The organism is Haladaptatus rarus, assembly GCF_054177585.1.
This window is the reverse complement of the sequence record NZ_JBPEHG010000001.1, coordinates 726,688-747,075: the sequence shown is the minus strand read 5'-3', so window position 1 is coordinate 747,075 and position 20,388 is coordinate 726,688. Positions and strand designations below refer to the sequence as shown.

At 61.0% G+C, this 20,388-nt stretch carries 26 protein-coding genes and 1 pseudogene; 14 read left to right on the top strand and 13 right to left on the bottom strand.

Annotated elements, in window-relative coordinates; genetic code table 11:
* The gene (locus tag ACR3FE_RS04155; RefSeq protein WP_458205698.1) at positions 1 to 540 is read right to left on the bottom strand and encodes a cupredoxin domain-containing protein; all 540 of its coding nucleotides are present in this window, start codon (positions 538 to 540) and stop codon (positions 1 to 3) included.
* Between the two features lie 392 nt (positions 541 to 932).
* Between ACR3FE_RS04155 and ppc the strand changes: the two genes are divergently transcribed.
* The 3 genes from ppc (at position 933) to ACR3FE_RS04140 (ending at position 4,847) form a co-directional block, all read left to right on the top strand.
* Positions 933 to 3,665, top strand: a complete 2,733-nt coding sequence (gene ppc / locus ACR3FE_RS04150; protein WP_458205696.1) for a phosphoenolpyruvate carboxylase — start codon at positions 933 to 935, stop codon at positions 3,663 to 3,665.
* A 45-nt stretch (positions 3,666 to 3,710) separates the two neighbouring features.
* A complete protein-coding gene (locus ACR3FE_RS04145) occupies positions 3,711 to 4,241 on the top strand; it encodes a hypothetical protein (RefSeq protein ID WP_458205694.1) in 531 nt (176 codons plus the stop codon).
* A 96-nt stretch (positions 4,242 to 4,337) separates the two neighbouring features.
* Positions 4,338 to 4,847 (top strand): YkgJ family cysteine cluster protein, encoded by a 510-nt coding sequence (locus ACR3FE_RS04140; protein WP_458205693.1) that lies wholly within the window; start codon positions 4,338 to 4,340, stop codon positions 4,845 to 4,847.
* On the opposite strand, the gene ACR3FE_RS04135 is transcribed toward ACR3FE_RS04140, so the two are convergent.
* Entirely contained in the window at positions 4,844 to 5,281 is a 438-nt protein-coding gene (locus ACR3FE_RS04135) for an acyl-CoA thioesterase (protein WP_458205691.1), read from the bottom strand. The genes ACR3FE_RS04140 and ACR3FE_RS04135 overlap by 4 nt on opposite strands.
* An 88-nt stretch (positions 5,282 to 5,369) precedes the next feature.
* Positions 5,370 to 6,200, bottom strand: a complete 831-nt coding sequence (locus ACR3FE_RS04130) for a ZIP family metal transporter (RefSeq protein WP_458205689.1) — start codon at positions 6,198 to 6,200, stop codon at positions 5,370 to 5,372.
* Positions 6,201 to 6,300: 100 nt separating this feature from the next.
* Here ACR3FE_RS04130 and ACR3FE_RS04125 point away from each other — a divergent pair, with 100 nt between their 5' ends.
* On the top strand, positions 6,301 to 6,990 hold the full coding sequence (locus tag ACR3FE_RS04125; protein ID WP_458205687.1) for a YqjF family protein: 690 nt from the start codon (positions 6,301 to 6,303) through the stop codon (positions 6,988 to 6,990).
* Between the two features lie 80 nt (positions 6,991 to 7,070).
* On the opposite strand, the gene ACR3FE_RS04120 is transcribed toward ACR3FE_RS04125, so the two are convergent.
* Positions 7,071 to 7,763 (bottom strand): SDR family NAD(P)-dependent oxidoreductase, encoded by a 693-nt coding sequence (locus ACR3FE_RS04120; RefSeq protein WP_458206008.1) that lies wholly within the window; start codon positions 7,761 to 7,763, stop codon positions 7,071 to 7,073.
* A 111-nt stretch (positions 7,764 to 7,874) separates the two neighbouring features.
* Between ACR3FE_RS04120 and ACR3FE_RS04115 the strand changes: the two genes are divergently transcribed.
* Complete coding sequence (locus ACR3FE_RS04115; protein WP_458206007.1) at positions 7,875 to 8,342, top strand: metal-dependent hydrolase; 468 nt, start codon at positions 7,875 to 7,877, stop codon at positions 8,340 to 8,342.
* On the opposite strand, the gene ACR3FE_RS04110 is transcribed toward ACR3FE_RS04115, so the two are convergent.
* From ACR3FE_RS04110 to ACR3FE_RS04095, 4 genes and pseudogenes are all read right to left on the bottom strand, one after another.
* A complete protein-coding gene (locus ACR3FE_RS04110) occupies positions 8,339 to 8,578 on the bottom strand; it encodes a hypothetical protein (protein WP_458206011.1) in 240 nt (79 codons plus the stop codon). The two genes, ACR3FE_RS04115 and ACR3FE_RS04110, sit on opposite strands and share 4 nt — an antisense overlap.
* 16 nt (positions 8,579 to 8,594) lie before the next feature.
* Positions 8,595 to 8,759: pseudogene (locus ACR3FE_RS04105) on the bottom strand (DUF7344 domain-containing protein); the annotation flags it as partial.
* A gap of 78 nt (positions 8,760 to 8,837) precedes the next feature.
* On the bottom strand, positions 8,838 to 9,752 hold the full coding sequence (locus ACR3FE_RS04100; RefSeq protein WP_458205686.1) for an alpha/beta hydrolase: 915 nt from the start codon (positions 9,750 to 9,752) through the stop codon (positions 8,838 to 8,840).
* Positions 9,753 to 9,833: 81 nt separating this feature from the next.
* A complete protein-coding gene (locus ACR3FE_RS04095) occupies positions 9,834 to 9,977 on the bottom strand; it encodes a hypothetical protein (RefSeq protein ID WP_458205684.1) in 144 nt (47 codons plus the stop codon).
* A gap of 94 nt (positions 9,978 to 10,071) precedes the next feature.
* Here ACR3FE_RS04095 and ACR3FE_RS04090 point away from each other — a divergent pair, with 94 nt between their 5' ends.
* The 4 genes from ACR3FE_RS04090 (at position 10,072) to ACR3FE_RS04075 (ending at position 12,919) form a co-directional block, all read left to right on the top strand.
* Positions 10,072 to 10,881, top strand: coding sequence for a ZIP family metal transporter (locus tag ACR3FE_RS04090; RefSeq protein WP_458205682.1), 810 nt, complete (start codon positions 10,072 to 10,074; stop codon positions 10,879 to 10,881).
* A gap of 254 nt (positions 10,882 to 11,135) precedes the next feature.
* Positions 11,136 to 11,729: a hypothetical protein gene (locus ACR3FE_RS04085; RefSeq protein WP_458205680.1), complete on the top strand. Its 594-nt coding sequence runs from the start codon at positions 11,136 to 11,138 to the stop codon at positions 11,727 to 11,729.
* Positions 11,726 to 12,394, top strand: coding sequence for a DUF2238 domain-containing protein (locus ACR3FE_RS04080; protein ID WP_458205678.1), 669 nt, complete (start codon positions 11,726 to 11,728; stop codon positions 12,392 to 12,394). Before ACR3FE_RS04085 ends, ACR3FE_RS04080 begins: the two co-directional genes overlap by 4 nt.
* 93 nt (positions 12,395 to 12,487) lie before the next feature.
* Positions 12,488 to 12,919 carry a pyridoxamine 5'-phosphate oxidase family protein gene (locus ACR3FE_RS04075; protein WP_458205676.1) on the top strand — a complete coding sequence of 144 codons (432 nt, stop codon included), beginning with the start codon at positions 12,488 to 12,490 and terminating at the stop codon, positions 12,917 to 12,919.
* Between the two features lie 62 nt (positions 12,920 to 12,981).
* On the opposite strand, the gene ACR3FE_RS04070 is transcribed toward ACR3FE_RS04075, so the two are convergent.
* Positions 12,982 to 13,965, bottom strand: coding sequence for a hypothetical protein (locus ACR3FE_RS04070; protein WP_458205674.1), 984 nt, complete (start codon positions 13,963 to 13,965; stop codon positions 12,982 to 12,984).
* A gap of 123 nt (positions 13,966 to 14,088) precedes the next feature.
* Between ACR3FE_RS04070 and ACR3FE_RS04065 the strand changes: the two genes are divergently transcribed.
* The 3 genes from ACR3FE_RS04065 to ACR3FE_RS04055 all read left to right on the top strand — a co-directional run bounded on the left by ACR3FE_RS04065 (position 14,089) and on the right by ACR3FE_RS04055 (position 15,869).
* On the top strand, positions 14,089 to 15,126 hold the full coding sequence (locus ACR3FE_RS04065; RefSeq protein WP_458205672.1) for a PAS domain S-box protein: 1,038 nt from the start codon (positions 14,089 to 14,091) through the stop codon (positions 15,124 to 15,126).
* A gap of 63 nt (positions 15,127 to 15,189) precedes the next feature.
* A complete protein-coding gene (locus tag ACR3FE_RS04060) occupies positions 15,190 to 15,501 on the top strand; it encodes a nucleoside triphosphate pyrophosphohydrolase (RefSeq protein WP_458205670.1) in 312 nt (103 codons plus the stop codon).
* 56 nt (positions 15,502 to 15,557) lie between these two features.
* On the top strand, positions 15,558 to 15,869 hold the full coding sequence (locus ACR3FE_RS04055; protein ID WP_458205668.1) for a hypothetical protein: 312 nt from the start codon (positions 15,558 to 15,560) through the stop codon (positions 15,867 to 15,869).
* A 2-nt stretch (positions 15,870 to 15,871) separates the two neighbouring features.
* Here the strand turns inward: ACR3FE_RS04055 and ACR3FE_RS04050 are convergent, their stop codons facing one another.
* Positions 15,872 to 16,792 carry a sulfite exporter TauE/SafE family protein gene (locus tag ACR3FE_RS04050; RefSeq protein ID WP_458206006.1) on the bottom strand — a complete coding sequence of 307 codons (921 nt, stop codon included), beginning with the start codon at positions 16,790 to 16,792 and terminating at the stop codon, positions 15,872 to 15,874.
* A gap of 245 nt (positions 16,793 to 17,037) precedes the next feature.
* Positions 17,038 to 17,319, bottom strand: a complete 282-nt coding sequence (locus ACR3FE_RS04045; RefSeq protein WP_458205666.1) for a hypothetical protein — start codon at positions 17,317 to 17,319, stop codon at positions 17,038 to 17,040.
* A gap of 45 nt (positions 17,320 to 17,364) precedes the next feature.
* Here ACR3FE_RS04045 and ACR3FE_RS04040 point away from each other — a divergent pair, with 45 nt between their 5' ends.
* Positions 17,365 to 18,015, top strand: coding sequence for an HAD family hydrolase (locus ACR3FE_RS04040; RefSeq protein ID WP_458205664.1), 651 nt, complete (start codon positions 17,365 to 17,367; stop codon positions 18,013 to 18,015).
* A 3-nt stretch (positions 18,016 to 18,018) separates the two neighbouring features.
* Here the strand turns inward: ACR3FE_RS04040 and ACR3FE_RS04035 are convergent, their stop codons facing one another.
* The gene (locus tag ACR3FE_RS04035; protein WP_458205662.1) at positions 18,019 to 18,231 is read right to left on the bottom strand and encodes a DUF7563 family protein; all 213 of its coding nucleotides are present in this window, start codon (positions 18,229 to 18,231) and stop codon (positions 18,019 to 18,021) included.
* 17 nt (positions 18,232 to 18,248) lie between these two features.
* Entirely contained in the window at positions 18,249 to 18,449 is a 201-nt protein-coding gene (locus tag ACR3FE_RS04030; protein ID WP_458205660.1) for a DUF7835 family putative zinc beta-ribbon protein, read from the bottom strand.
* A gap of 265 nt (positions 18,450 to 18,714) precedes the next feature.
* Between ACR3FE_RS04030 and ACR3FE_RS04025 the strand changes: the two genes are divergently transcribed.
* Positions 18,715 to 20,343 (top strand): right-handed parallel beta-helix repeat-containing protein, encoded by a 1,629-nt coding sequence (locus ACR3FE_RS04025; protein ID WP_458205658.1) that lies wholly within the window; start codon positions 18,715 to 18,717, stop codon positions 20,341 to 20,343.
* Positions 20,344 to 20,388: the final 45 nt, after the last annotated feature.

The following is a 20,388-nucleotide window of genomic DNA, read 5'->3' as shown; positions in this document are numbered from 1 at the left end:
TCACTCCTCCACCGTGAACTTGCCGTGCATCGTTCGGTGACCGACGCCACAGAACTCGTTACAGACGACGTGGTAGGTGCCCGGTTCGTCGAACTCCATCTCGACGATCCACTCGTATCCGGGAAGCACCTGGAGCGACATCTGCTTGCTCAGCGTATCTTCCTTCCGGATGGAGAAGCCGTGTTGCACGTCGTACGAGCCCATGTGGAACTTGTACGTTTTGCCAGCTTCCAGAACTGCCGGAAGACCATCCCAACTGTATCGCATCGCACCGATGTACACGTCGTCTCCCGGCGGAATGAAGCCTCCGTCGGTCTCCGTGGCCGCCTCTTTGTAGGCAGCGATCTTCTCCTGGTACTGTTCCGTGGTGACGCGTTTCGTCGGTCCGACGGGGTTCTGGTCGCCGACCTGTCGCCATCCGACCATCCAACCGAACAGCACTGCCGCCCAGACGCCACTGATCCCGAGCCAGATCGACTCTCGACGGTTCACCTTTTCGTTCCACCAGTTGCCTTCTGGTGAGTCGAGTGGGGAATTCATGTGGTCACCCCATCTTGACCGCCATCAGGTCGATTAAGCCCCATACGATGTACGAAAGCGTAAAGTACACTAGTGCAGCCCCAGCCAGAAGCCAGATTCTGTCGAACATCCTCTGCCCCCATGGAATTGGCTCACCGTCCGAGTCTTCATTTGACATTGCTGTCATATCGGAACGGATATCGGGAGCATAGTGGGGTGAGTGTTCTCCCGAACATGTTTCGACACATTCTCATTCACTGAAGTTCGCCGACTGTTATTATCTCTCTAGCTATCTGTAGTGGTCAGTGGTAGCGGTACTGGTATCTGTATCCATCCACGACAGCGAATCCCGACCCATCGCAGATATTGACCTCGGGCAGACGTTTTAGGTACCGGGACGACGACTAGCTGGTATGCGATTGCATGCCAGAGACGTACGACAGGACGTCCGTGAACTCGCCGCCCTGTTGGGTGACGTACTCTCCCGGCAAGCATCGGCGGAGGCGTTCGAGACGGTCGAAACACTCCGGACGGGTGCTATCGAGTATCGGCGTGGTGATGCAGACTCGCGCGACCCGCTCCGAGCCGAGATAACCGACCTCTCGCCAGAACGCGCAGGCCACGTGGCGCGGGCGTTCGCCACCTACTTCGAACTCATCAATCTCGCGGAAGAGCGCCAGCGCGTGCGGGCCATCCGCGAGGGGACGCAGGCGGGAACGCTCGAAGATAGCCTCCGAACCACTGCCGAGACGCTCGCGGAGAACGACGCCGACCCGGAAACCGTTCAGCAAGTGCTAGACGACGTGAACGTCGTCCCGACGTTCACCGCACATCCGACCGAAGCCCGCCGGAAGACAGTGAAGGCGAAGCTCCGGTCGGTCGCAAGCCTGCTCGAAGAACTGGACGAACATCGACTCACCGACCGCGAACGCGAACGGATCGAACGTCGGTTGGATAGCGAGATAATGGGTCTCTGGGAGACGCGACAGGTCAGGAAACGTCGGCCCGAAGTGGCCGACGAGGCACGAAACGTCCTCTGGTACCTGGAGAACGTCCTCTTCGATATCGTCGGCGAGGTGTACGACGAACTCGACCAGACGGTCGGCGACGAATTCGACGCCGACGTGCCCGAACTGTTCGGCTTCCGGTCGTGGGCTGGAAGCGACCGTGACGGCAACCCACACGTCACCCCCGAAGTGACCGCAGAGACGCTCGCGCGACAGCGCGAGAGCGTGCTGGCGCGCTACCGCGACGAACTGAAACGTCTCTCGGGCGTCCTGAGTCAGGATGGCGGCCGTATCGAGACGAGCAGGCGATTCGACGAGAGCCTCGCCAGCGACCGAGAACGGTTTCCCACCATCGCCGAACGGGCGACCGAACGCTATCCGGACGAACCCTACCGCCAGAAACTCGCCCTGATGCGCGAGCGCATCGACCGGGTCGGAGACGTGCGACCCGGCGGCTACGAAGATGCGGACGAACTGCTGACGGACGTGAACGCCATCGTCGACAGTCTCCGAGCCGACGGTGCAGAGAGCGTCGCCGAGGCGGAGGTCGAACCGCTTCGACGGCGAGTCGAGACGTTCGGTTTCACCCTCGCATCGCTCGACCTGCGTGACCATCAGAAGAACCATACCCTCGCTATCACCGAGGCACTGGAGCGCGAGGGCATCGACTACGAGTCGATGGACGAAGACGAGCGCGTCGAACTGCTCACCGAGGCCATCTTGCAGGACGAGCGACTCATCGACCTCGATACGACCGGTCTCTCCGACACCGCTGACCGAGTGTTGACGCTGTTCTCGGAGACCGCAGACTGGCAGCGAGAGTACGGGGAGGCAGCCATCGACACTTACTGCATCAGCATGACCGAAGAGCCGAGCCACGTCCTCGAAGTGCTCTTTCTGGCCGACCAGGCTGGCATCGTCGACCTGCCGGGCTACTCCGGACTGGACGTGGTTCCCCTTCTCGAAACCGAGTACGCCCTCTCGGGTGCCCGGCGCATCGTCGGGACGCTGTTCGAAAACGACGCCTACGCCGCCGCACTCGACGCCCGCGGTGGGATCCGCGCGAGCGAGGCGAGTGCGAGCTCGGAGGACGAATCCTCCGGCGCGCAGGAGATCATGCTCGGCTACTCCGATTCCAACAAGGAGAACGGCTTTCTCGCCGCGAACTGGAGCCTCTATCGCAACCAGAAACGGCTCGCCGACATCGCGGACGAGTACGACGTGACGCTTCGACTGTTCCACGGTCGCGGCGGATCGATCTCTCGCGGGGGCGGCCCGATGAACGAGGCACTGCTGGCACTGCCTCGGGAGACCATCTCCGGGCAGGTGAAGTTCACCGAACAGGGCGAGGCTATCGCCGAGAAGTACGCCAATCCCGCGATCGCCGAGCGAAACGTCGAGCAGATGCTGGACGCCCAGATCCGTGCCCGCTACGACGCACTCCAGAAAGACAGCGAGACCATCCCCGACGAGTGGGTAGAGGTGATGGACACCGCCGCGGATGCCGCCCGTGAGGAGTACCGTGACCTGCTCGAAACCGATGGGTTCGTCGCCTACTTCGAGGAGGCAACGCCGATTCGAGTCATCGAAGACCTCAATCTCGGGTCGCGTCCCGCCTCCCGTTCCGGCGAGCGAACCGTCGAAGACCTCCGGGCGATCCCGTGGGTGTTCTCGTGGACCCAATCACGCTGTATCCTGCCGGGGTGGTACGCTCTCGCCGCGGGACTCGACGCCTACCTGGAAGCAGGCGACATGGATACGCTTCGGAAGATGTACGACGAGTGGCCCTTCTTCCGGTCGATGCTCGACAACGCGGCGATGGCACTCGCCCGAACCGATCTCGAGATCGCGGAGGAGTACGCGACCCTCGCGTCGGACGACCTGCGCGAGACGTTCTTCCCGCGACTGCGATCGGAGCACGACCGGTGTGTCGAACTCGTCACGGAGATAACGGGTCGCAGTGGTCTTCTCAGCCGCGAGTGGCTGCAAGAGAGCCTCTCACGCCGCAATCCATACGTCGATCCGCTCAATCTGCTCCAGGTGCAACTGCTTCGCCGGTCGCATCTCACGGAGACTGAACGTCGGGCGCTCCGGCTGACGGTGACCGGCGTCGCCGCCGGGATGAAGAACACCGGATAGCGGGCCGGGGAGGTTCACGACAAAGACTACGGACGTTCACGTCGTGTGACTGTCCGGGAAACGATGACAGAACTCGACAGGCGCAGATTTCTCAGACGGGCGGGGAGTTCGTTCGGACTCGTTGGCGCTGTCGGAGTGGGGAGCGCGGACCAACTCAACCGGCTGAACCGGCGGATGGTGTTCGAAGACCCGCCCGAGCTATCCGAGGAGTATCTGAACCGCATCGTCATCGTCACGGACAAGTCAGAACCCGACACGAACGTTCCGTCCGTCGGGGAATGCGGATTCGGCGACCCGTGGCCACCGGAAGGGGTGGACGTGTTTCAGGGTCTCGTCGTGGAGTGGCGAAATCGGGACACGGCACGCTTTCTCGGCACGGACAGGCGGGTTCAGGCGCAGAAGCTCGTCCGTCGCGACCTCTACGTCGAACGCCGCGACCCGCCGGTCGAGATAGGGACGCCATTCATCATCGGAAACGTCGTCCAGTGTCCGAACGGACTCGTCGGTGTGGAGGCGAGTCACGTTCCGGGGATTCGAATCGAGACCGGGTCGGGGAACGAAGGTGGCGTGGGATGACCCGATTACGACGCCAGATAGAGCAGTCGCAGTCGAACACAGAAACCGGGCCTCGAAACCGGGTGACCTTTCCGCACGCACGACCGACCATCGTCTGTGAGTGCTGACACCCCGGTTCGCGTCGAAGTGCATCCGGGTCGGGAGGCGGTCGTGGAGTTCGACCCCGACCTCACGTTCGAGTGTGTCGATAGCTGTACGTGGTGCTGTCATCACGGCGTCCTGCTGTACGACCGCGAGTTCTTCGAACTCGGCGAACGAGCGAACATCGACGCGGCGACGACGCAGTTCCGTGGCGAGGATTTCGTCCAGCGCGAGGAGAAAGACCACGAGCACACCGCCGAGGACGGGATGGCCTGTCACTTCCTGCGCGAAGACGGCCTCTGTGAACTCCACGCCGAACACGATTGGAAGCCAGCACGCTGTTCGGTCTACCCGCTCTCCGTTCGCCGCGAAGGGGGCGAGATCCACGTCGATATCCGCGACTCGGCGGGCGAACACTGCGAGGGGATGAACGTGAGCGACCGCAAGATCATCGACAATCTCGACGCCTTTTTACCCGAATATCTCTGGGAGTTGGAGAATCCGGATTCGGAGCGCGAACTTTAATCGTCGTCGGAGAGGGCTTCCTCGTAGAGTTCTCGCCCGCGTTCCGTCTCGATAGCGAGTTCTGGTACCGGCGTCGGGTTTCCGTCGTCGTCCACCGCGACGTAGACGAAATACGATTCGGTGGTCTGTTCGCGCTCGCCCGTCCGAGGTTCCTCGCGGTACGCGCACAGTTTCACCTTCACGCTCGTCCTCCCGGCGTCGTAGACGTAGGATTCGATGATCGTGGTGTCGCCGACCGGGATAGGCCGATGGAAATCCATCCGGTCGACACTGGCGGTGACGCAGGTCTCGCCCGCGAAGCGCATCGCCGACATCGCGCCGATCTCGTCCATCCACTTCATCACGATGCCACCGTGGGCGGTCTCGTAATTGTTCGCGTGGTTCGGTTGGACGCGCTCTCGATTCTCGATGTAGGTGTCCATCAACGTCGGCATGCGAAGAGCTACCGCTAGCGAGTGGATAGACCTTGTGCAGATGGCGTGTGCAGAATGATAGGGACGGACTCGGAGTGAATTCGGTGAACTATGGACGGACGATGGTCAGCCACGCAACGAAGACGACCATCCCGCCGAGGGCGGTGCTGGCGACCGCGTGGGTTCTGAGTTCGTCGAGGAGATGGTGGGCGTCGTCGCTCAGTTGCGCGACCTCGTACACCTCGCCGCCGAGTTCACAGCGCGGGAGGAAGTCCATCGCCACGTGGAGGAAGACACCTGCGGCGAAACCGAAGACGAGGCCGTTCACCGCGCCACTGGACGGTAACTGGAAGAGTGCCGATAGCGTCGCGGTGATTCCCACACCTGCCGCAGGCAAGAGGAGCATGGAAGCCGGCTTCCCCGCCCGTGTGAGTCGGTGGGCCGCGGCGTAGCCCGCAGGTCCTTTGTGCGAGACGATGGCGAGGCCGAGCAACAGTCCGAGGTCGGGCATGTTGCCGTAGACGAGTCCGATGATGGCCCCCGCTGCGAACGAGTGGGCGGTCAGTTCGATAGCGGCGTGGTCGAACGGGACGTCCATGTGCATCACTCGGTGGCCGATGGTGTGTGCGCTGAATCCGGTCAGGATACCGAACGCGATACCGAAGCCGCCGAACTTGGGATGGTGGCCGACGGCGTCAGGAACGAGGAAGATGGCGGCGCTGGTGATCATCGCACCGCTGGCGAGACCGAACGCCCAGACGAGTTTCCTCGCGTGCGTGGTCTCGCCCGCGCGTGCGCCGAGCGCGGCAGCGCCTGCCATCGCACCGAACGCGACCCACCCGATGGTGAGCACCTTATCGAGGCCCGCAGACACACCGATCCCTGAGAGAACGACCAGCGTGACGAATCCGGCGAGTCCGAGCCGGGATAGTCGTGGCATGGTTATTAATCGTGGCGCTAATGTTATTAAACCCGTCGCTTCTCGGCCACAAAATTATTTTACACTGACAGACTCGCCACGAGTGACGTGGTCGTCGTCCATGCGCGCACTCCAGTTTACGTGGCGGGATTGTCTGTTCGTCCACTGGCCGCTCGACCCCGACGCCCTCCGAATCGCCGTTCCGGATTCGCTGGCGATCGACACCCGCGACGGGCAGGCGTGGGTCAGCGTCCTCGCTTCGACCGTCGAGAACGCTCGCCCGCCGGGACTTCCGGCACAGCTCGGGATGACCTTCCCGCAGGTCAACTTTCGAACCTACGTTCGACTCGGTCAGACACGGGGCGTCTACTTCTTGAGCCTCGACACGACCAGTCGGTTGGCCACTCGCATCGCCCGGACGCTCTATCGCCTTCCCTATCACCACGCGAACATCGTCACGGAGTCTAACGACACGCGCCACGTTCGCAGTCAGCGTCTCCAGACCGACGCACCCCCTGCTGAGTTCGAGGTGACCTACCGCCCGGAGGGGTCGGCGACCACCCCTGAACCGGGATCACTCACCCACTTCCTCGCCGAACGATATCGCCTGTTCGTCCCGCGAACAGAGATGCTCACCACCCGCGTCGAACACGACCCGTGGTATCTCCACGACGTGGAAGGAGATGTGTCGGCGGATTCGCTGTTCGAGGCGGTCGGGTTCCCCGCGCCGGAGGCGAACCAGGAACCACGAATCCGGTACTGTCCTCGCATGGACTTCCGCGTTCACGCACCGAAGCGACTCGATCGGTGATGGCGATGTAAAACGCGAGTAGCGACTGGCTTGTACTGAAATGTACTAATATGTACTGATAACGGGTCGATGACACCTCTCTACCTTGTCGTCTGTCGCCACTGTTTCAGGCCGACGATCTCGCCGTCGATCTCGTCGGCCTCAGTCGCAGCCCAGGCGAACAGTCCGGTCACGTCCGTCGGTTCGCGCCCGTCTCCGGCCATCATCTCCGTAGCGACCACGCCGGGGTCGATGCCCGCGACGGTCTGGTCGAGTTCCGCCGAGAACCCGCGCACCAGCGCCTCTGCTCCGGCCTTCGACACCGCGTAGGAACCGTACCCGGCCTTCGCCATGTGACCGATTCCGCCGGTCGAAACCAGCACCCGACCGTTCGTCGCGAGGTGGGGGAGGGACTCTCGGATCGTGGCGTACACCCCCCGGCAGTTGGTTCGAACGGTGTCGTCGAAGGCGGTGTAGGATTCGCTCGTGAGCGGCGTTTCGCCGGGCGTTCCGTGGTAGACGCCCGCGTTCGCCACCACCACGTCGATACCGTCGCCGGGTCCGAATCTGGCCGCCGTCTCCATCAACCGCTCCACGTCGAACTCGTCTCGCACGTCGGCCCGGAGTCCGGTCGCGTTGCCCCCCGCGTCCTCGATGTCCGCGACGGTCGCTTCGACAGCGTCTCCGTCGCGCCCGCAGAGGGCTACGCTCGCACCCTCGTCCGCGAACGCGCGTGCGACCGCTTTCCCGATGCCTCGCGTGCCGCCCGTGACGACCACCGTCTTTTCGTCCATGCCAAGAGCAAGGAGGGGGTGCCTAAAACCGGTTTCCGTCCCGGGTTCTGTCGTGGTGTTTCGGTGGTGGATCTCCGTCGGCGTTATGCGCGTTCGGCCCTTCTCGAAACCATGTACCGTCCGGGCCACTACGGTGTCGCGCTCGCACTCTACGCCCCAGTTGGATTCGTGCTCGTCGTCGCAGGACTGGCCGACCGGGCCCTCGTCGGTGGGGTCGCACTCCTCGCACTGGCGATGTTGCCGGATCTCGATTCGAAGACGGAGCGACTCCGCCACCGAGGCGGAACGCATTCGCTCCTGTTCGCAGCAGTCGTCGGCATCCTCTCGGGCATCGTCGGCGGAGTCCTTGCCGGGCCGTGGTACGCTGTATTTGGGGTGCTCGTCGGGGTTCTCGCCGTCATCTCCCATCTCCTCGCGGACGTAATCACGCCGATGGGAATCCGCCCGTTTTGGCCGTTTTCCGATCGACATTACACACTCGACGTGACCCCCGCGAGCGACCGGACGGCGAACTATCTCCTCTTCGTCGCCGGCTCCACACTCACTGGCGGTGCGTGGCTTCTCGCGGGATTGTATTAGACACTCACGTCGTTCCTGTTGTTCGTATCGTGTCCGTCGTTCGTGTGGTCTCCGTCGACCCGCCGTGCCAGTTCCTCGTTTTCGGCCGCGTACTCGAGGTAGCGCTCGAACTGCGGACTGACGGAATCGAGTTCGACCGTTCCCGTCGTTCGGTCGTAGTGGACGAGACCCACCTCCTCGAGCTTCGGCAGGTGTGTGTTCGAGTGCGACGGCGATTCGATGTGGCTGGTCGACACCCGCCGTGTCGGCTGTTGCCGTCTCCACCGTTGCTACCGCCGCACTGAGGTCGTCTACTTCCATCTGTCCCGACCGTTCGTGAAGGAGGTACAGTACGGTTCGCCGACGCGGGGAGACGAGCACGTCGAAGATCTCGTCGAGCGAGAGCACCCCGTCTCGCCCGTCAGACGTTCTACTCATGTTCTAATGGATCAATAAAAACCACTACTGAATAAATCTAGGCGCATTTATTCATAAATGTCAATTTAGTAAAATACCTCAACGTAGATGTTCGTCGAGGAACGCCGTTTCGTACCCTAGTGCCACTTCTAACGCAGTGTCGTACACGTCGAAGTGACCTATCGGTAGTTCGATATACGTCCCATCGACACGCTCTGCGGCATCCGCTACGGTCGACGCAGGGACGATATTGTCGTCCCGTCCCGCTAGCAGAAGTATCGGGCACGGAACATCCTCGATGGCCGATATCGGCCGGTAGAACGGGATGTCGAGGAATCCCCGCGCTGGAATCTCGTTCTCCCACACCGGCGGGTCGGGGACGATGTTCATCATCCCGGCTTTCGCGCCCGGCGTGTTCATCACGGCGAACTCGTCCGGGTCGCCGACGACCGGCACAGTGTGTGGACTGCGGAACGTGTACTTTCGAACGAGATCGCGTAGGCCCGCAACCGTCCCTTGCAGCGTCTTCTTCAGCCCTGCGTTTCGGGCGACGGCACGGCCATCCAGGAACGGTACCTGTGCGACGACGGCGGAGACCCGATGGTCGCCTGCGGCCGCCTCGATGACGTGCCCGCCGCTGTAGGACGTCCCCCAGAGTGCGACCCTCCGGCGGTCGATGGCGTCGAGACCCCGGACGTGGTCGATGGCCGCCTCCCAGTCTTCGACGTGCCGGGCCGGTTTCACGAGATTTCGGGGTTCACCGTCGCTATCGCCGAAGTTCCGGTAGTCGAAGAGGAAGACGGCGAACTCGCGGGCGACGAACTGCTCGGCGATGGCTGGCAGCCCGAAGGTTCGCTCTCCGGCGAACCCGTGTGCCATCACGACGACGGGCGGATTCGAGACTCCCTCCGGCGTGTACAGCCATCCGGCACATCGCGTCCCCTCGCTCTCGAAATCGGCGTCGTTTTTCGCGTAGCGCAGACGTGACAGTCCGCGTGCCCGTATGTTCGTCATCGGGTTTCACAACGGCGACGAACGACATAAAACTCGGCGACCCTGCTACCGACTCGGCAGAGCGGATCGGCGGGTCGCAACTCACCAGTCCATGAACGACAGTTCCTCTTTCTTGCCGGTCACGGCTCGCATCATACACCCCCGGCACACCCACAACTCGTCGGTTCGCCCGATCAGTTTCGTTCCCTTCGACTTCCGTGTTTCGCAGATGTCACAGACCCCCATAACCGTCCTCTCAACCCCCGTGAATTTCAATCTCCTGCCCGGCTGACGTCGGGCTTTTGTCCCCGTGGTTCGTTTGCCAGCGTGACCCTGGACAATGGTGGAAGACCTTTTCGTCAGACTGGTGGGGGAAAACCGCGTCGTGTGGGGGCTTGCTGGCGGTATCATCATCGCAGCGCTCAACACCCTCGGTGCGCTCCTCATCCTCGTCTGGACCGACCCATCCGAGCGCGCTCTCGACACGGCACTGGGCTTTGCTGCCGGGGTGATGCTCTCTGCGAGTTTCACCAGTCTCATCCTCCCCGGAATCGACGCTGGTGGTGTCGTCCCCGTCGTCGTCGGATTCGCCCTCGGCGTCCTCGTCCTGGACCAGGCTGACCAGTGGGTACCCCACGTTCACGTCCTCATCACCGGCAACGTCCGAGAGGATGGTGAAGTCGGAGTCGACAGCGCGAGAGCCGCGTCCGTCCTCCTCTTCATCGTCGCCATCACGCTCCACAACATGCCCGAGGGCCTCGCGGTCGGAGTCAGTTTCGGGGCGGGGCGGGACAGTCTCGGTGACGCACTCGCGTTGACGCTCGCCATCGGTATCCAGAACATTCCGGAAGGACTCGCCGTCTCCATCGCGGCACGAAATGCCGGACTCGGATCGCTCTTCTACGCTTCGATCGCTGGTATCAGGGCCGGATTGGTCGAGATTCCACTCGCCGTCTTCGGCGCGCTCGCAGTGCAGGTGGCGACGCCGCTGCTCCCCTATGCGATGGGCTTTGCGGCGGGCGGCATGCTGTTCGTCATCAGCGACGAGATCGTCCCCGAGACCCACGCCCGCGGAAACGAACGCGAGGCGACCCTCGGGATGATGCTCGGCGTCGTCGTCATGCTGTATCTCGACGTGACGCTCGGATAGCGAATGTGGGTGATCGGTTTTTTCGTCGATGAATCTCGACGTCGAGATGTCGTTTGCTGACGCTGGGGCACAGTCACGTCCTTACGCTTCCATTTCACCGTTTCCACCCTGTTCCACCGTAACGATCCGTGTATCACAGGCTCGAAGCTGACGAAACGAACGAACGTGGTTTTATTCACTCGACCGTCGTAGATGCCGCCGGATATGTCAGGGGGGCACAGAGCACAGCGGACGTTCTCCGAGGAGGGATTTCCATGACACAGTTAGACGAATGGTTCGTGCGCGATACGGGGATGAACGCTGCATTGTCGTGGTTTCTGGTCGGTGTCGTTCTCTCGGTCGCACTGGCGGGAATCGTATCGGAACAGTTCGTGACGGCGGGGTTCGCCTTCGCCATCGCCGCAGTGGGAATCGCACCCGCGGTCGCCAGCGGGTCGTGGCGCGAGACGCTTCCGTTTCCGTTCTTGCTGGTCGCGGCGCTCCCACTGGTACTCGGAGTCTACCGACCGGACTTCGCCAGCGACTTCGTGGACGCGCTCTCCATCGCCACGCTGGCACTACTCGTCGTGGTCGATCTCCACCTGCTGACAGCGGTTCGGATGACTCCTTCGTTCGCGGTCTTCTTCGTCGTCATCACCACGATGGCGGTCGCCGGATTCTGGGCGGTGGGTGCCGGATTCGCCCACACCACGTGGGGCACGTCGTTCGTGCAGACGAACCACCAGCTGATGTACGTCTTCATCGCGGCGACCGCTGGGGGTCTCGTCGCTGGCGGCGTCTTCCGGTGGTACTTTCGGCGGCGCGAGCGAGCCGATACCCGCTCCGTCGAGGAGGCCGAGTACGCATGAAACTCCGTGAACGTCTTCACATCTCGAAGGAACGACAGGCGCAACTCGTTCGCGTGATGCAGGTCGGACTGGTCGGCATCCTCGTTGCTGGTCTCTGGCAGTGGAACACCGGCATCATCGTCAACGCCTTCGTCGGTCTCGTCGTCACGCAACTCCCCGCGCTCCTCGAACGAGACTACGATATCACGATGGATGTCGGTCTCGTCCTCTGGATCACGACGGCGATGTTCCTGCACGCATTTGGCACGCTCCAGATTCCGGGCGTCATCGACCTCAGCGCGTACAAATCGGTGTGGTGGTGGGACCACATGACCCACGCACTGTCGTCGTCGCTCGTCGCCGCGACCGCCTACGCGACCGCGCGGGCCATCGACGAACACACCGAGGGGCTGAATCTCACGCCGCGGTTCATGTTCGTCTACCTGTTGTTGTTCGTCATGGCGTTCGGCGTCGTCTGGGAACTCGTCGAGTTCTTCACCAGCGAAACCGCACGGCTTCTGGGCGTCGGTGGTATCCTCACCCAGTACGGACTTGACGATACCGTACTCGACCTCTTCTACAACACGATGGGGGCACTCATCGTCGCCATTTGGGGGACGGCGTATCTCTCGGGCGTGACCGAACAGCTCGTCGCTCAGCTATCGACGGAGACGACCGACCGGTGATATCACCCACCGACGAAGGTGTCGGATTTCACATCCCAATATCTGGTTCATTATGGCACCCGACTTATACTCTCCCCCGTCGTACTCCGAGGTATGGAACACGTCGAGTACGTCTACACGTTCGGCATGGACGAGACCGAACTCGAACGAAAGCTGCGTGAGACCGAGACGGGTATCCTCTCGCTCGCGCAGGACGACGATGCATACGCCATCCCGGTCGGATTTCATTACGATGGGAAACGACTGTTGCTCCGGTTCGGCGTCAAAGACGACGGTGAGAAGATGGCGTTCGTGAAGACGACCGACACGGCCAGTTTCGTCATCTACGACACGAAGAGCAACGAATCGTGGAGCATTCTCATGACGGGGACGCTCCACCCGTTCGAGGGGTCGTTCGACGAGACCGAGATAAACGAACTGTTCGCGCCACTCCGCGTGTTCGACGAGGATGTCGACGACGTGGAACCGGTCATCTACGCATTCGAGATCGAGCACGTGACGGGGCGAAAGACCGGGATCGAGTGATGGACGAGGCGACCGACCCACGAAATATGTGACGGACGGGACTAAACGAGTGGGAACCGAGACTACTTCTGCCCGCGTGCAGCGAGTTGATACGCGAGTACCGTTCGCATCCCGTCGACGAGCGAATCGATATCGACGCTCTTCGCTCGGGTGTTTCGGCTCGTGACAGCGTCGTACCGTCGCTGCCATTCGGCGATGAACCGCTCTTCGATACCGTGCTCTTTTATCGTAGCCGCCACCCGAGCGATGGCATCCTCGTCGTTCGGGTCGAGGTCGTCCGTCGAGATGATGCCGTTCTCCAGTCCGTAGATGATCGGTCCGGCGGTGTAATCGCCTTCTAGGAGTTCGCGCTCCCACGTGGTCGTCCAGTTGCCGATTCTCGCCATCGGCTGGAGTTCCCAGATGACCGAGCGCACCGTCGCGAGGTCGTCGGTGTCGAAGGAGGGTGAGAAGAGCAGATCCACGTCTGCGTAGGGGAACATGAGCATGTTGTGCGGGTCGTAATGCTCGATCCCGGTCATATTGGCGATCTCGACGTGTTCGTTGACGACGTACGAGTAATCGATGGCAGTGAGCGTTTGTCGGAGGTCACAGTCGAAGATGTCACGGTACTCGTCGTGGTTCGGTGCGGTTTCGATTTCGCGTTCGAAAACGTCCCACACTCGCTGGATGAACTGGAGTTGTTCGACGTTCACGCCCTCGCGGTCGAGGTTCACCGAGTCGGAGCGATACGGTACCTGACACGCCTCGTCGAACGTCTCCCGGTCGTGTCCCATCTCCACGAGATCGTCCAGGAGCGTCACGAACATCGTAAGGATCGTCTTCTGCGTTCGAGCGGTTTCTGCGTGCTCCATCGGCACGCACGACAACGTAAACGACGGAAACAGCGTGTATATCCACTCCCAGAGGAAACGATCACGTTCTCCGACGACTTCTTCGTACTCGTCCGCCAGTTCTGCAACTGGATTGGGCAGTGTCGTCACCTCGATGTGAGCGAGATGATCTGGAGGGATCGGGAGGTTCTCGATTGATTGCTGGCGAGCCATTCCCTTGTTTTACACTATGATATAGATAATAAAAGCATTCTGCTACCTTTACTCACGGACAACTAAAAAGATATTTACTAATGGTGTACATACCGACCTAGAATAGAGGTTACGTTCGAGAATATGGGAAGTATCGATCCGGCGGTTTACAAGACGGCGTTCCGCGAGACGAGAACTCCGGCTATCATCACCGATCAGAACTTCGTTATCGAGGACGTAAACAAGGCGTGCGTCGATTTTACCGGCTATCGACGGGACGAACTCATCGGTGATACACCTCTCGAACTGTTCAACCAACCAGAAATTTATGAAGAGATGATCTCGGTGCTCGCACGCGGTGAACCCTGGGTCGGTGGGTTCGAGACGACGACGAAAGACGGTCGGATGGTTCACGGTCGCGGGTCGTGCACGCCGATGTACGTCGACGATACCTTACGCGGTTACGCTGGCTTCTTCACCGACCTCACCGAGCGTCGGCAGTACGAACAGAGTCTTCGTATCTTGAACCGCGTTCTTCGTCACAACTTGCGAAACGATGCGAACGTCGTGCTCGGTCACGTCGACATCGTCGCCGACGAACTGGAAGACGGGGAATTGAACCGATCTCTCTCGACCGCCCGCCAGCGCGTCCATTCTATCATCAAATACGCCGAGACAGCCCGCAATCTGGACGAACTCCTCTCAGAGCGAACGACGCCGTCACTGTTCCCCGTCCGTATCGACGACGTGCTCTTCCGAGAACTCCGTGCCATCCGTGAACGCTTTCCCGATGCCGCGTTCGTCGCCGAGTTCCAGTCTGATTCCATCTTCGTCGCAGCCGACGATGCCGTCGGCGTCGCGTTCGAAGCCGTGTTTGCGAATGCGGTCGAACACAACGATTCGTCGGTACCCCGCGTCCACGTCCGTCTCGAATCCGACGATACCCACACCACGGTGATGGTCGAAGACAACGGCCCAGGTATCCCCGAAGACGAACACGATCTCATCTTCGGTCGAGAGGAGGTCAGCCCTCTCCATCACGGGCAGGGGCTCGATCTCTTCTTCGTCGACCGCTTGATGGAGAAGTACGGCGGGAGTGTCTGGGTCGAGAACAGCGAGGATGGCGCGGTGTTCAAACTACGGTTCCGGTCGGTCGAACCAGCAGACGACCGAAAACAGTAACGGAGCTCGAAACCGATAGCTGCGTTCGACACACTTTTTCCCGTTACTCATCATTTCGTTCACGTGTCCGAAGAACACGACAAACTCGTCCGCGACCGAATTCCCGAGATCATCGTGGAGAACGGCGATCGCCCGACGACTCACGTTGTCGCGTCGACGGAGTTCGACCGACGACTCACCGAGAAACTGGACGAGGAGGTCGCCGAGTTCCACGAATCCGGCGATCCGGAGGAACTGGCCGACGTACTGGAAGTCGTCTACGCGCTCGCCGCCCGTGCGGGCGTCTCACGCGACGAACTGGAGCGATTGCGAGCCGAGAAAGCCGACGAACGCGGTGGGTTCGAAGACGGAATCGTGTTGGAACGCGTCGAATAAAAACGGCCTGCGCGCGCAACCCCGGCGTGAATACACCTTCGTGATGAATCGCCTGTATGTCACTCACAACGTACACGCTCGTCGTTCGTGAAAACGAGAGTGAAGAAGGGATCGTCGCAGAGCTTCGTGGCGATGGAACCATCGAGAACTCCACCAGAATCTCGTACGGCGACTACGGCCTGATGGCTGTGCGCGACGACTGGACACCGGACGAACAGCGTACCGAGATCACTGCCGACGTGCGGACGACTCGACTGCAGACGCAACGAAACGGCGGCGAATTCCAGTTCCGAGTGCTCGGTGACGGCGAGACCCTCACCGAACAGCGCATCACGGACGACGAGTGGCGAGTCGCGACGGCCGAGTAAGGTCAGAGAAAGAGAGCCGGAACCGTCTTCGAGAATATTTTCAGCGAGATAACGAGCAGGATTGCGACGACGAGCCAGTTGAATCGCTGCTCGTCGATCTCCATCCGTCGGAGATACGTCCCGGCGAACAGTCCGACGAGGGTGATGACGGCGATGGTCGAACCCAACCAGAGGTGATAGGGCGTCATCACTCCGGTCGCAAGCATCTGGACGATTCGTGCCGTGAACACGAGTCCGAGCACCATCGAGAGACCACCGACGTATCGTTCCGTATCTCGCTCGAACGTGTGGAGATAGGCGGGGAGGAGCGGGCCGAGGTTGGCTGCACCGAGGAGAAACCCTTCCAGTAGCCCCACGACTCCGAGCGCGAGTGGATGGTGAGTTCGCTCGACGGCCACGAAACTCCGGGCGACCTGGAAGAGGACGTAGCCGAACAACACGACGCCGATGAGGAAGACGATCAGCGCACTGGTCTTGAACGCCGAGAAGAAGAGGACGCCAGCGACACTACCGACCAGTGCAAGTCCGACCAACGACCACTCGCGGCGAACGTACTCGAATCCTGTGTCCGTCTCACCCACCTGAAAGACGTTCAGCATCCACGGTGGGACGGCGAGGACGATGACGGCGAGTTCGACGCTCATGACTGATGCGGCGAGTGGGGTGGCGATAAGCGCGAACCCGAATCCGACCATCCCTTTCACCATCGCGGCGAGGACGACCATGGCGAGAAAGAGCACCATATCTGTCGTCGTCGCGTTCGTTTTCAGCCCTTGCGTGATGCTCTCCGTGCCCGGAAAGAGTCCGATGGCGACCGTGACGACGGCGACCGTCGCAACCGCCATCAACAGCTCTCGATATCGAAGCCGGTACAGATTCTGGAGGAACTGGTCGGGGTGGAGCGTCGATTCGCTCGACATCAACGACCCCTCCGTGAAAGTGGTGGCTCGGCTCTCATCGTCGGTCGTACTCGTTCCGGACAAATAGGAGAACGCCCTCGGGAAACGGTCGCCGGGAGTGTGGACAGCCCATCTCCTGCAAACCCTGACGCTCGGTTTCGAAGCGCTCGAAAGACCCGAAATCGTCGTCGTAGGTCCGTCGCAGGAAGACGTAATACTTGCCAGTAGAGATGGCGAGTAAGCACGAGTTGTCGTCGTGAGATTCGATTTCAGACCGAGAGACGAACGACTTCGTCGGTGATATCTGCGATGTACCGACCAGGAAGTCGGTGAACCGACTGATGAACGATCCCCGTCCACCCGAGTTCGTCCAGTGTCTTCGGGTTTGCGTCCGGGCCGACCTCGACGTGTAGCGTCCCTCGCCGAACCGCTTTCACGACGCCGATGTCGGTTCCGTTGGCCCCGACGACGCGTTTTCCGATCTGTTCATCCGTGAATTCGGAGTCCATCGCTGTTCGTTTGATATCGACGAAGGAATCGTCGTCGGCCACCGCGAACCGGAAGTCATACTGTCACCTGCTGAGAACGTGCCGGAAATGTACGATGCAGTGCTGTTCGACAACGACGGCGTGCTCGTCGAACCCCCGGCGAGTTCCATCCTGCGCGAGGCCGCGCAGACCGCGTTCGCCGACTTCGACACCGATCCCACCGACGACCACCTCGATGCCGTCACTCGGAGCGTGACCCCCGACGATCTCCACCGCGTGTGTGACGCCTACGATTTCGACCCTCTCGAGTTCTGGAAGGCACGCGATAGCGCCGCGTCGGCGGCGCAACTATGCGAACTCCGGGCAGGTCGCACGACGACCTACGACGACGTGGGGACGCTCGAATCGTTCGACCGCCCGCTCGGAATCGTCAGCTCCAACCAACACGCGACCATCGAGTTCATGCTCGACCACTTCGACCTCGGCCACCACTTCGAGACGTTCTACGGTCGTCCCCCGACCCTCGAAGCGTTCCATCGAAAGAAACCCGAACCGTACTACGTCGAACAGGCACTCGCGGATCTGGGCGTCGAAGACGCCCTGTTCGTCGGAGACAGCGAGAGCGACGTACTGGCCGCCGACAACGCGGGCCTCGACTCTGCGTTCATCCGCCGCCCCCACCGAACTGACTACGCGCTCTCCGTCGAACCGACGTACGAGATCGAGAGACTGCGCGACATCCTCCCGCTTCACCGGTAGTCTCTATCCTCCGGCAAGCGTCGAGGCGTCGGCGTCTTCGGCGCACGCCCGACCGTTTTTCACTTTCGTGGCCGACATGCAGTCCAGACAGTCGACCACCTCGTCGTCGTTGTTGCCGAAGACGCGGGCGAACTCCTGCGTTACGAACGATTCGCAATTTTGACAGCGATACTCATTGGGCTGGAACTCCCCTCGTGGTTGCATCGATTCGCTCATACGGTGGAAAACCCGTTTCAGATGTCGTTCATCCGCTGTTGGGATGACCGACCACACTGCGTACATTCCGTGACGCGATACGGTTCACGCGAGAACTCCGCGTTCTCCTCTTCGTCGCTCTCCGTGATGATCTCGACCGAGACGCGATGCTGCGTCTTTGTGGTACAGTTTTCGCACTGTTCGACCGTTTCTTCGAGGCCAGGTTGGGCTGTTGACATGGTGACAATATGGTGTCGAATCGTCCGGCTTGATTCTACGAACGTAAACGAGAATCGTTTCTCGCTACTGGGGAGTCGTCTCTCTACCGCAATCGTCGTTGCATTTGCATTGGCAAGCCCATCTTCTGTGACCGCTTTTCACCGACAAAATCCCGCACGATGGTCTACGTACTCCCCACGTTTCTCGCTCTCATCTGGCTGATGAGTCGGCGTGAGTTTCGAAGTTGCCGGGAGCAATTTACCGATTCGAACGGAGTGAGTACCCATGAGTGACCCACCGACCGACCCACCCACTGATCAGACGAGCGGCGAACCGAGTGACTCGACAAGGGACTCGAAGACGGACGAGCCAATGACCGAGAACGCTTTTTTCGCGGGAAAACCGTGGCACGACGTGGTTGCATACGATGCGATGGGTGACGGGACGACGGATAACGCGGCGGCGATCCAGGACGCCGTGGACGCGGCCTCGAACGACGGTGGCACCGTCTACCTTCCTCCTGGAACCTACCGCGTCGGGTCGCCGGTGACGCTTCGTTCTGGCGTCCGATTTAGCGGCGAAGGGATGGGTGCGACGACGGTGGTGGCGGACGGCGACGACTATGCAGCGATCGAAGGGTTTGGAACTCGAGACGATCCCTTGACCGATTTCTCTGTCGAGGCGCTGACCGTCGACTGCTCGTCTCTCGGCGACGGGAAAACGTACTCGACGGGCGAGAAATGCATCTACTTTCAGAACGTCCGACGGTGTCGAATTCTCGGGGTTTACGCCTACGGTGCCCCTGCAACCGGCATCGGGACGGACTTCATGGTGGATAGCCTCGTCCACGGCTGTATCGCCGAGCGAAGCGGGCGGCTCTGGTCGCCCGGCGACATCGGTTCGAACGGAATCGGAATCGGCGCAGGTCGCTTCTCGGCAGAGACGGTCGTCGTTTCCGACTGCCACACCATCGACAACGGGAACAACGGCGTGATGTTCGAAGCGCAAGGCCCCGACGACGAAAACGTTCACTCCGGTTTCATGACCGCTGTCGGCTGTACTGCACGAGGAAATCGCATCGGCTTCCGCGACTCGGCGGATCGAGCCGTGAAGTTCATCGGCTGTTCCGCAACCGAGAACGAGGAACACGGATTCGTCGTCAGTGACAAAGACGACACGTCACCGCCCGCGACCGAACACCGCATCGCCGACTGCCACGCGGTCGATAACGGAGAACACGGTATCGCGGTGCTCGATGGCGCAGGGCCCGTCCTCGATGTGACAGACTGCCAACTTTCGGGGAACGAGGCATGCGGTGTCCAGGTCGCGGCATCCGTCGATGGAACGGTGTCCCTCTCGGATTCGACGGTGTTCGAAAACGGGTGGTCTGGCGTTCGATTCGAGAACGGTGGCGACCATTTGCGAGTCGCCGACTGCTCTGTGTTCCGTAACGGCGAAAGCGATGGCGCGGCCGCAGGAATTCGATTCGTTATAGGAGAAGATCCGTACAGATATTCGACAATTTCGGATACCGACTGCTACGATGACCGAGACGTACCTACCCAGCGGGTCGGCATCGATATCGAAGGCGAACATGAGGGAATGAAGGTGGTCGGCAACACCTTCTCCGGTCACGACGAGGCGGCGCTTCAGTTCACCACAACGCCGACCCTCGTCCGTGATAACGTGGGGTACGTAACCGAAAACGGCGGTCGAACGAGCCTTACGGACGGCGAGGAGGTTCGCCATGGACTAGCCGAACCGCCGACGAGTGTCATTCTCCAGACCGAATCAGAAAATCGAGCTTACCCGACCGAGGTCGGTGACGATACGTTCACTGCTGCCGTGGTCGGAATCGACGGCGAACGCGTCGATTCGACGGAGACAGTACACTGGGAGGCGCGAGTTCGCTAACTAAGCAACTCGATCCTTCGTTTCGGTTGCTATCCGGTAGCCGAA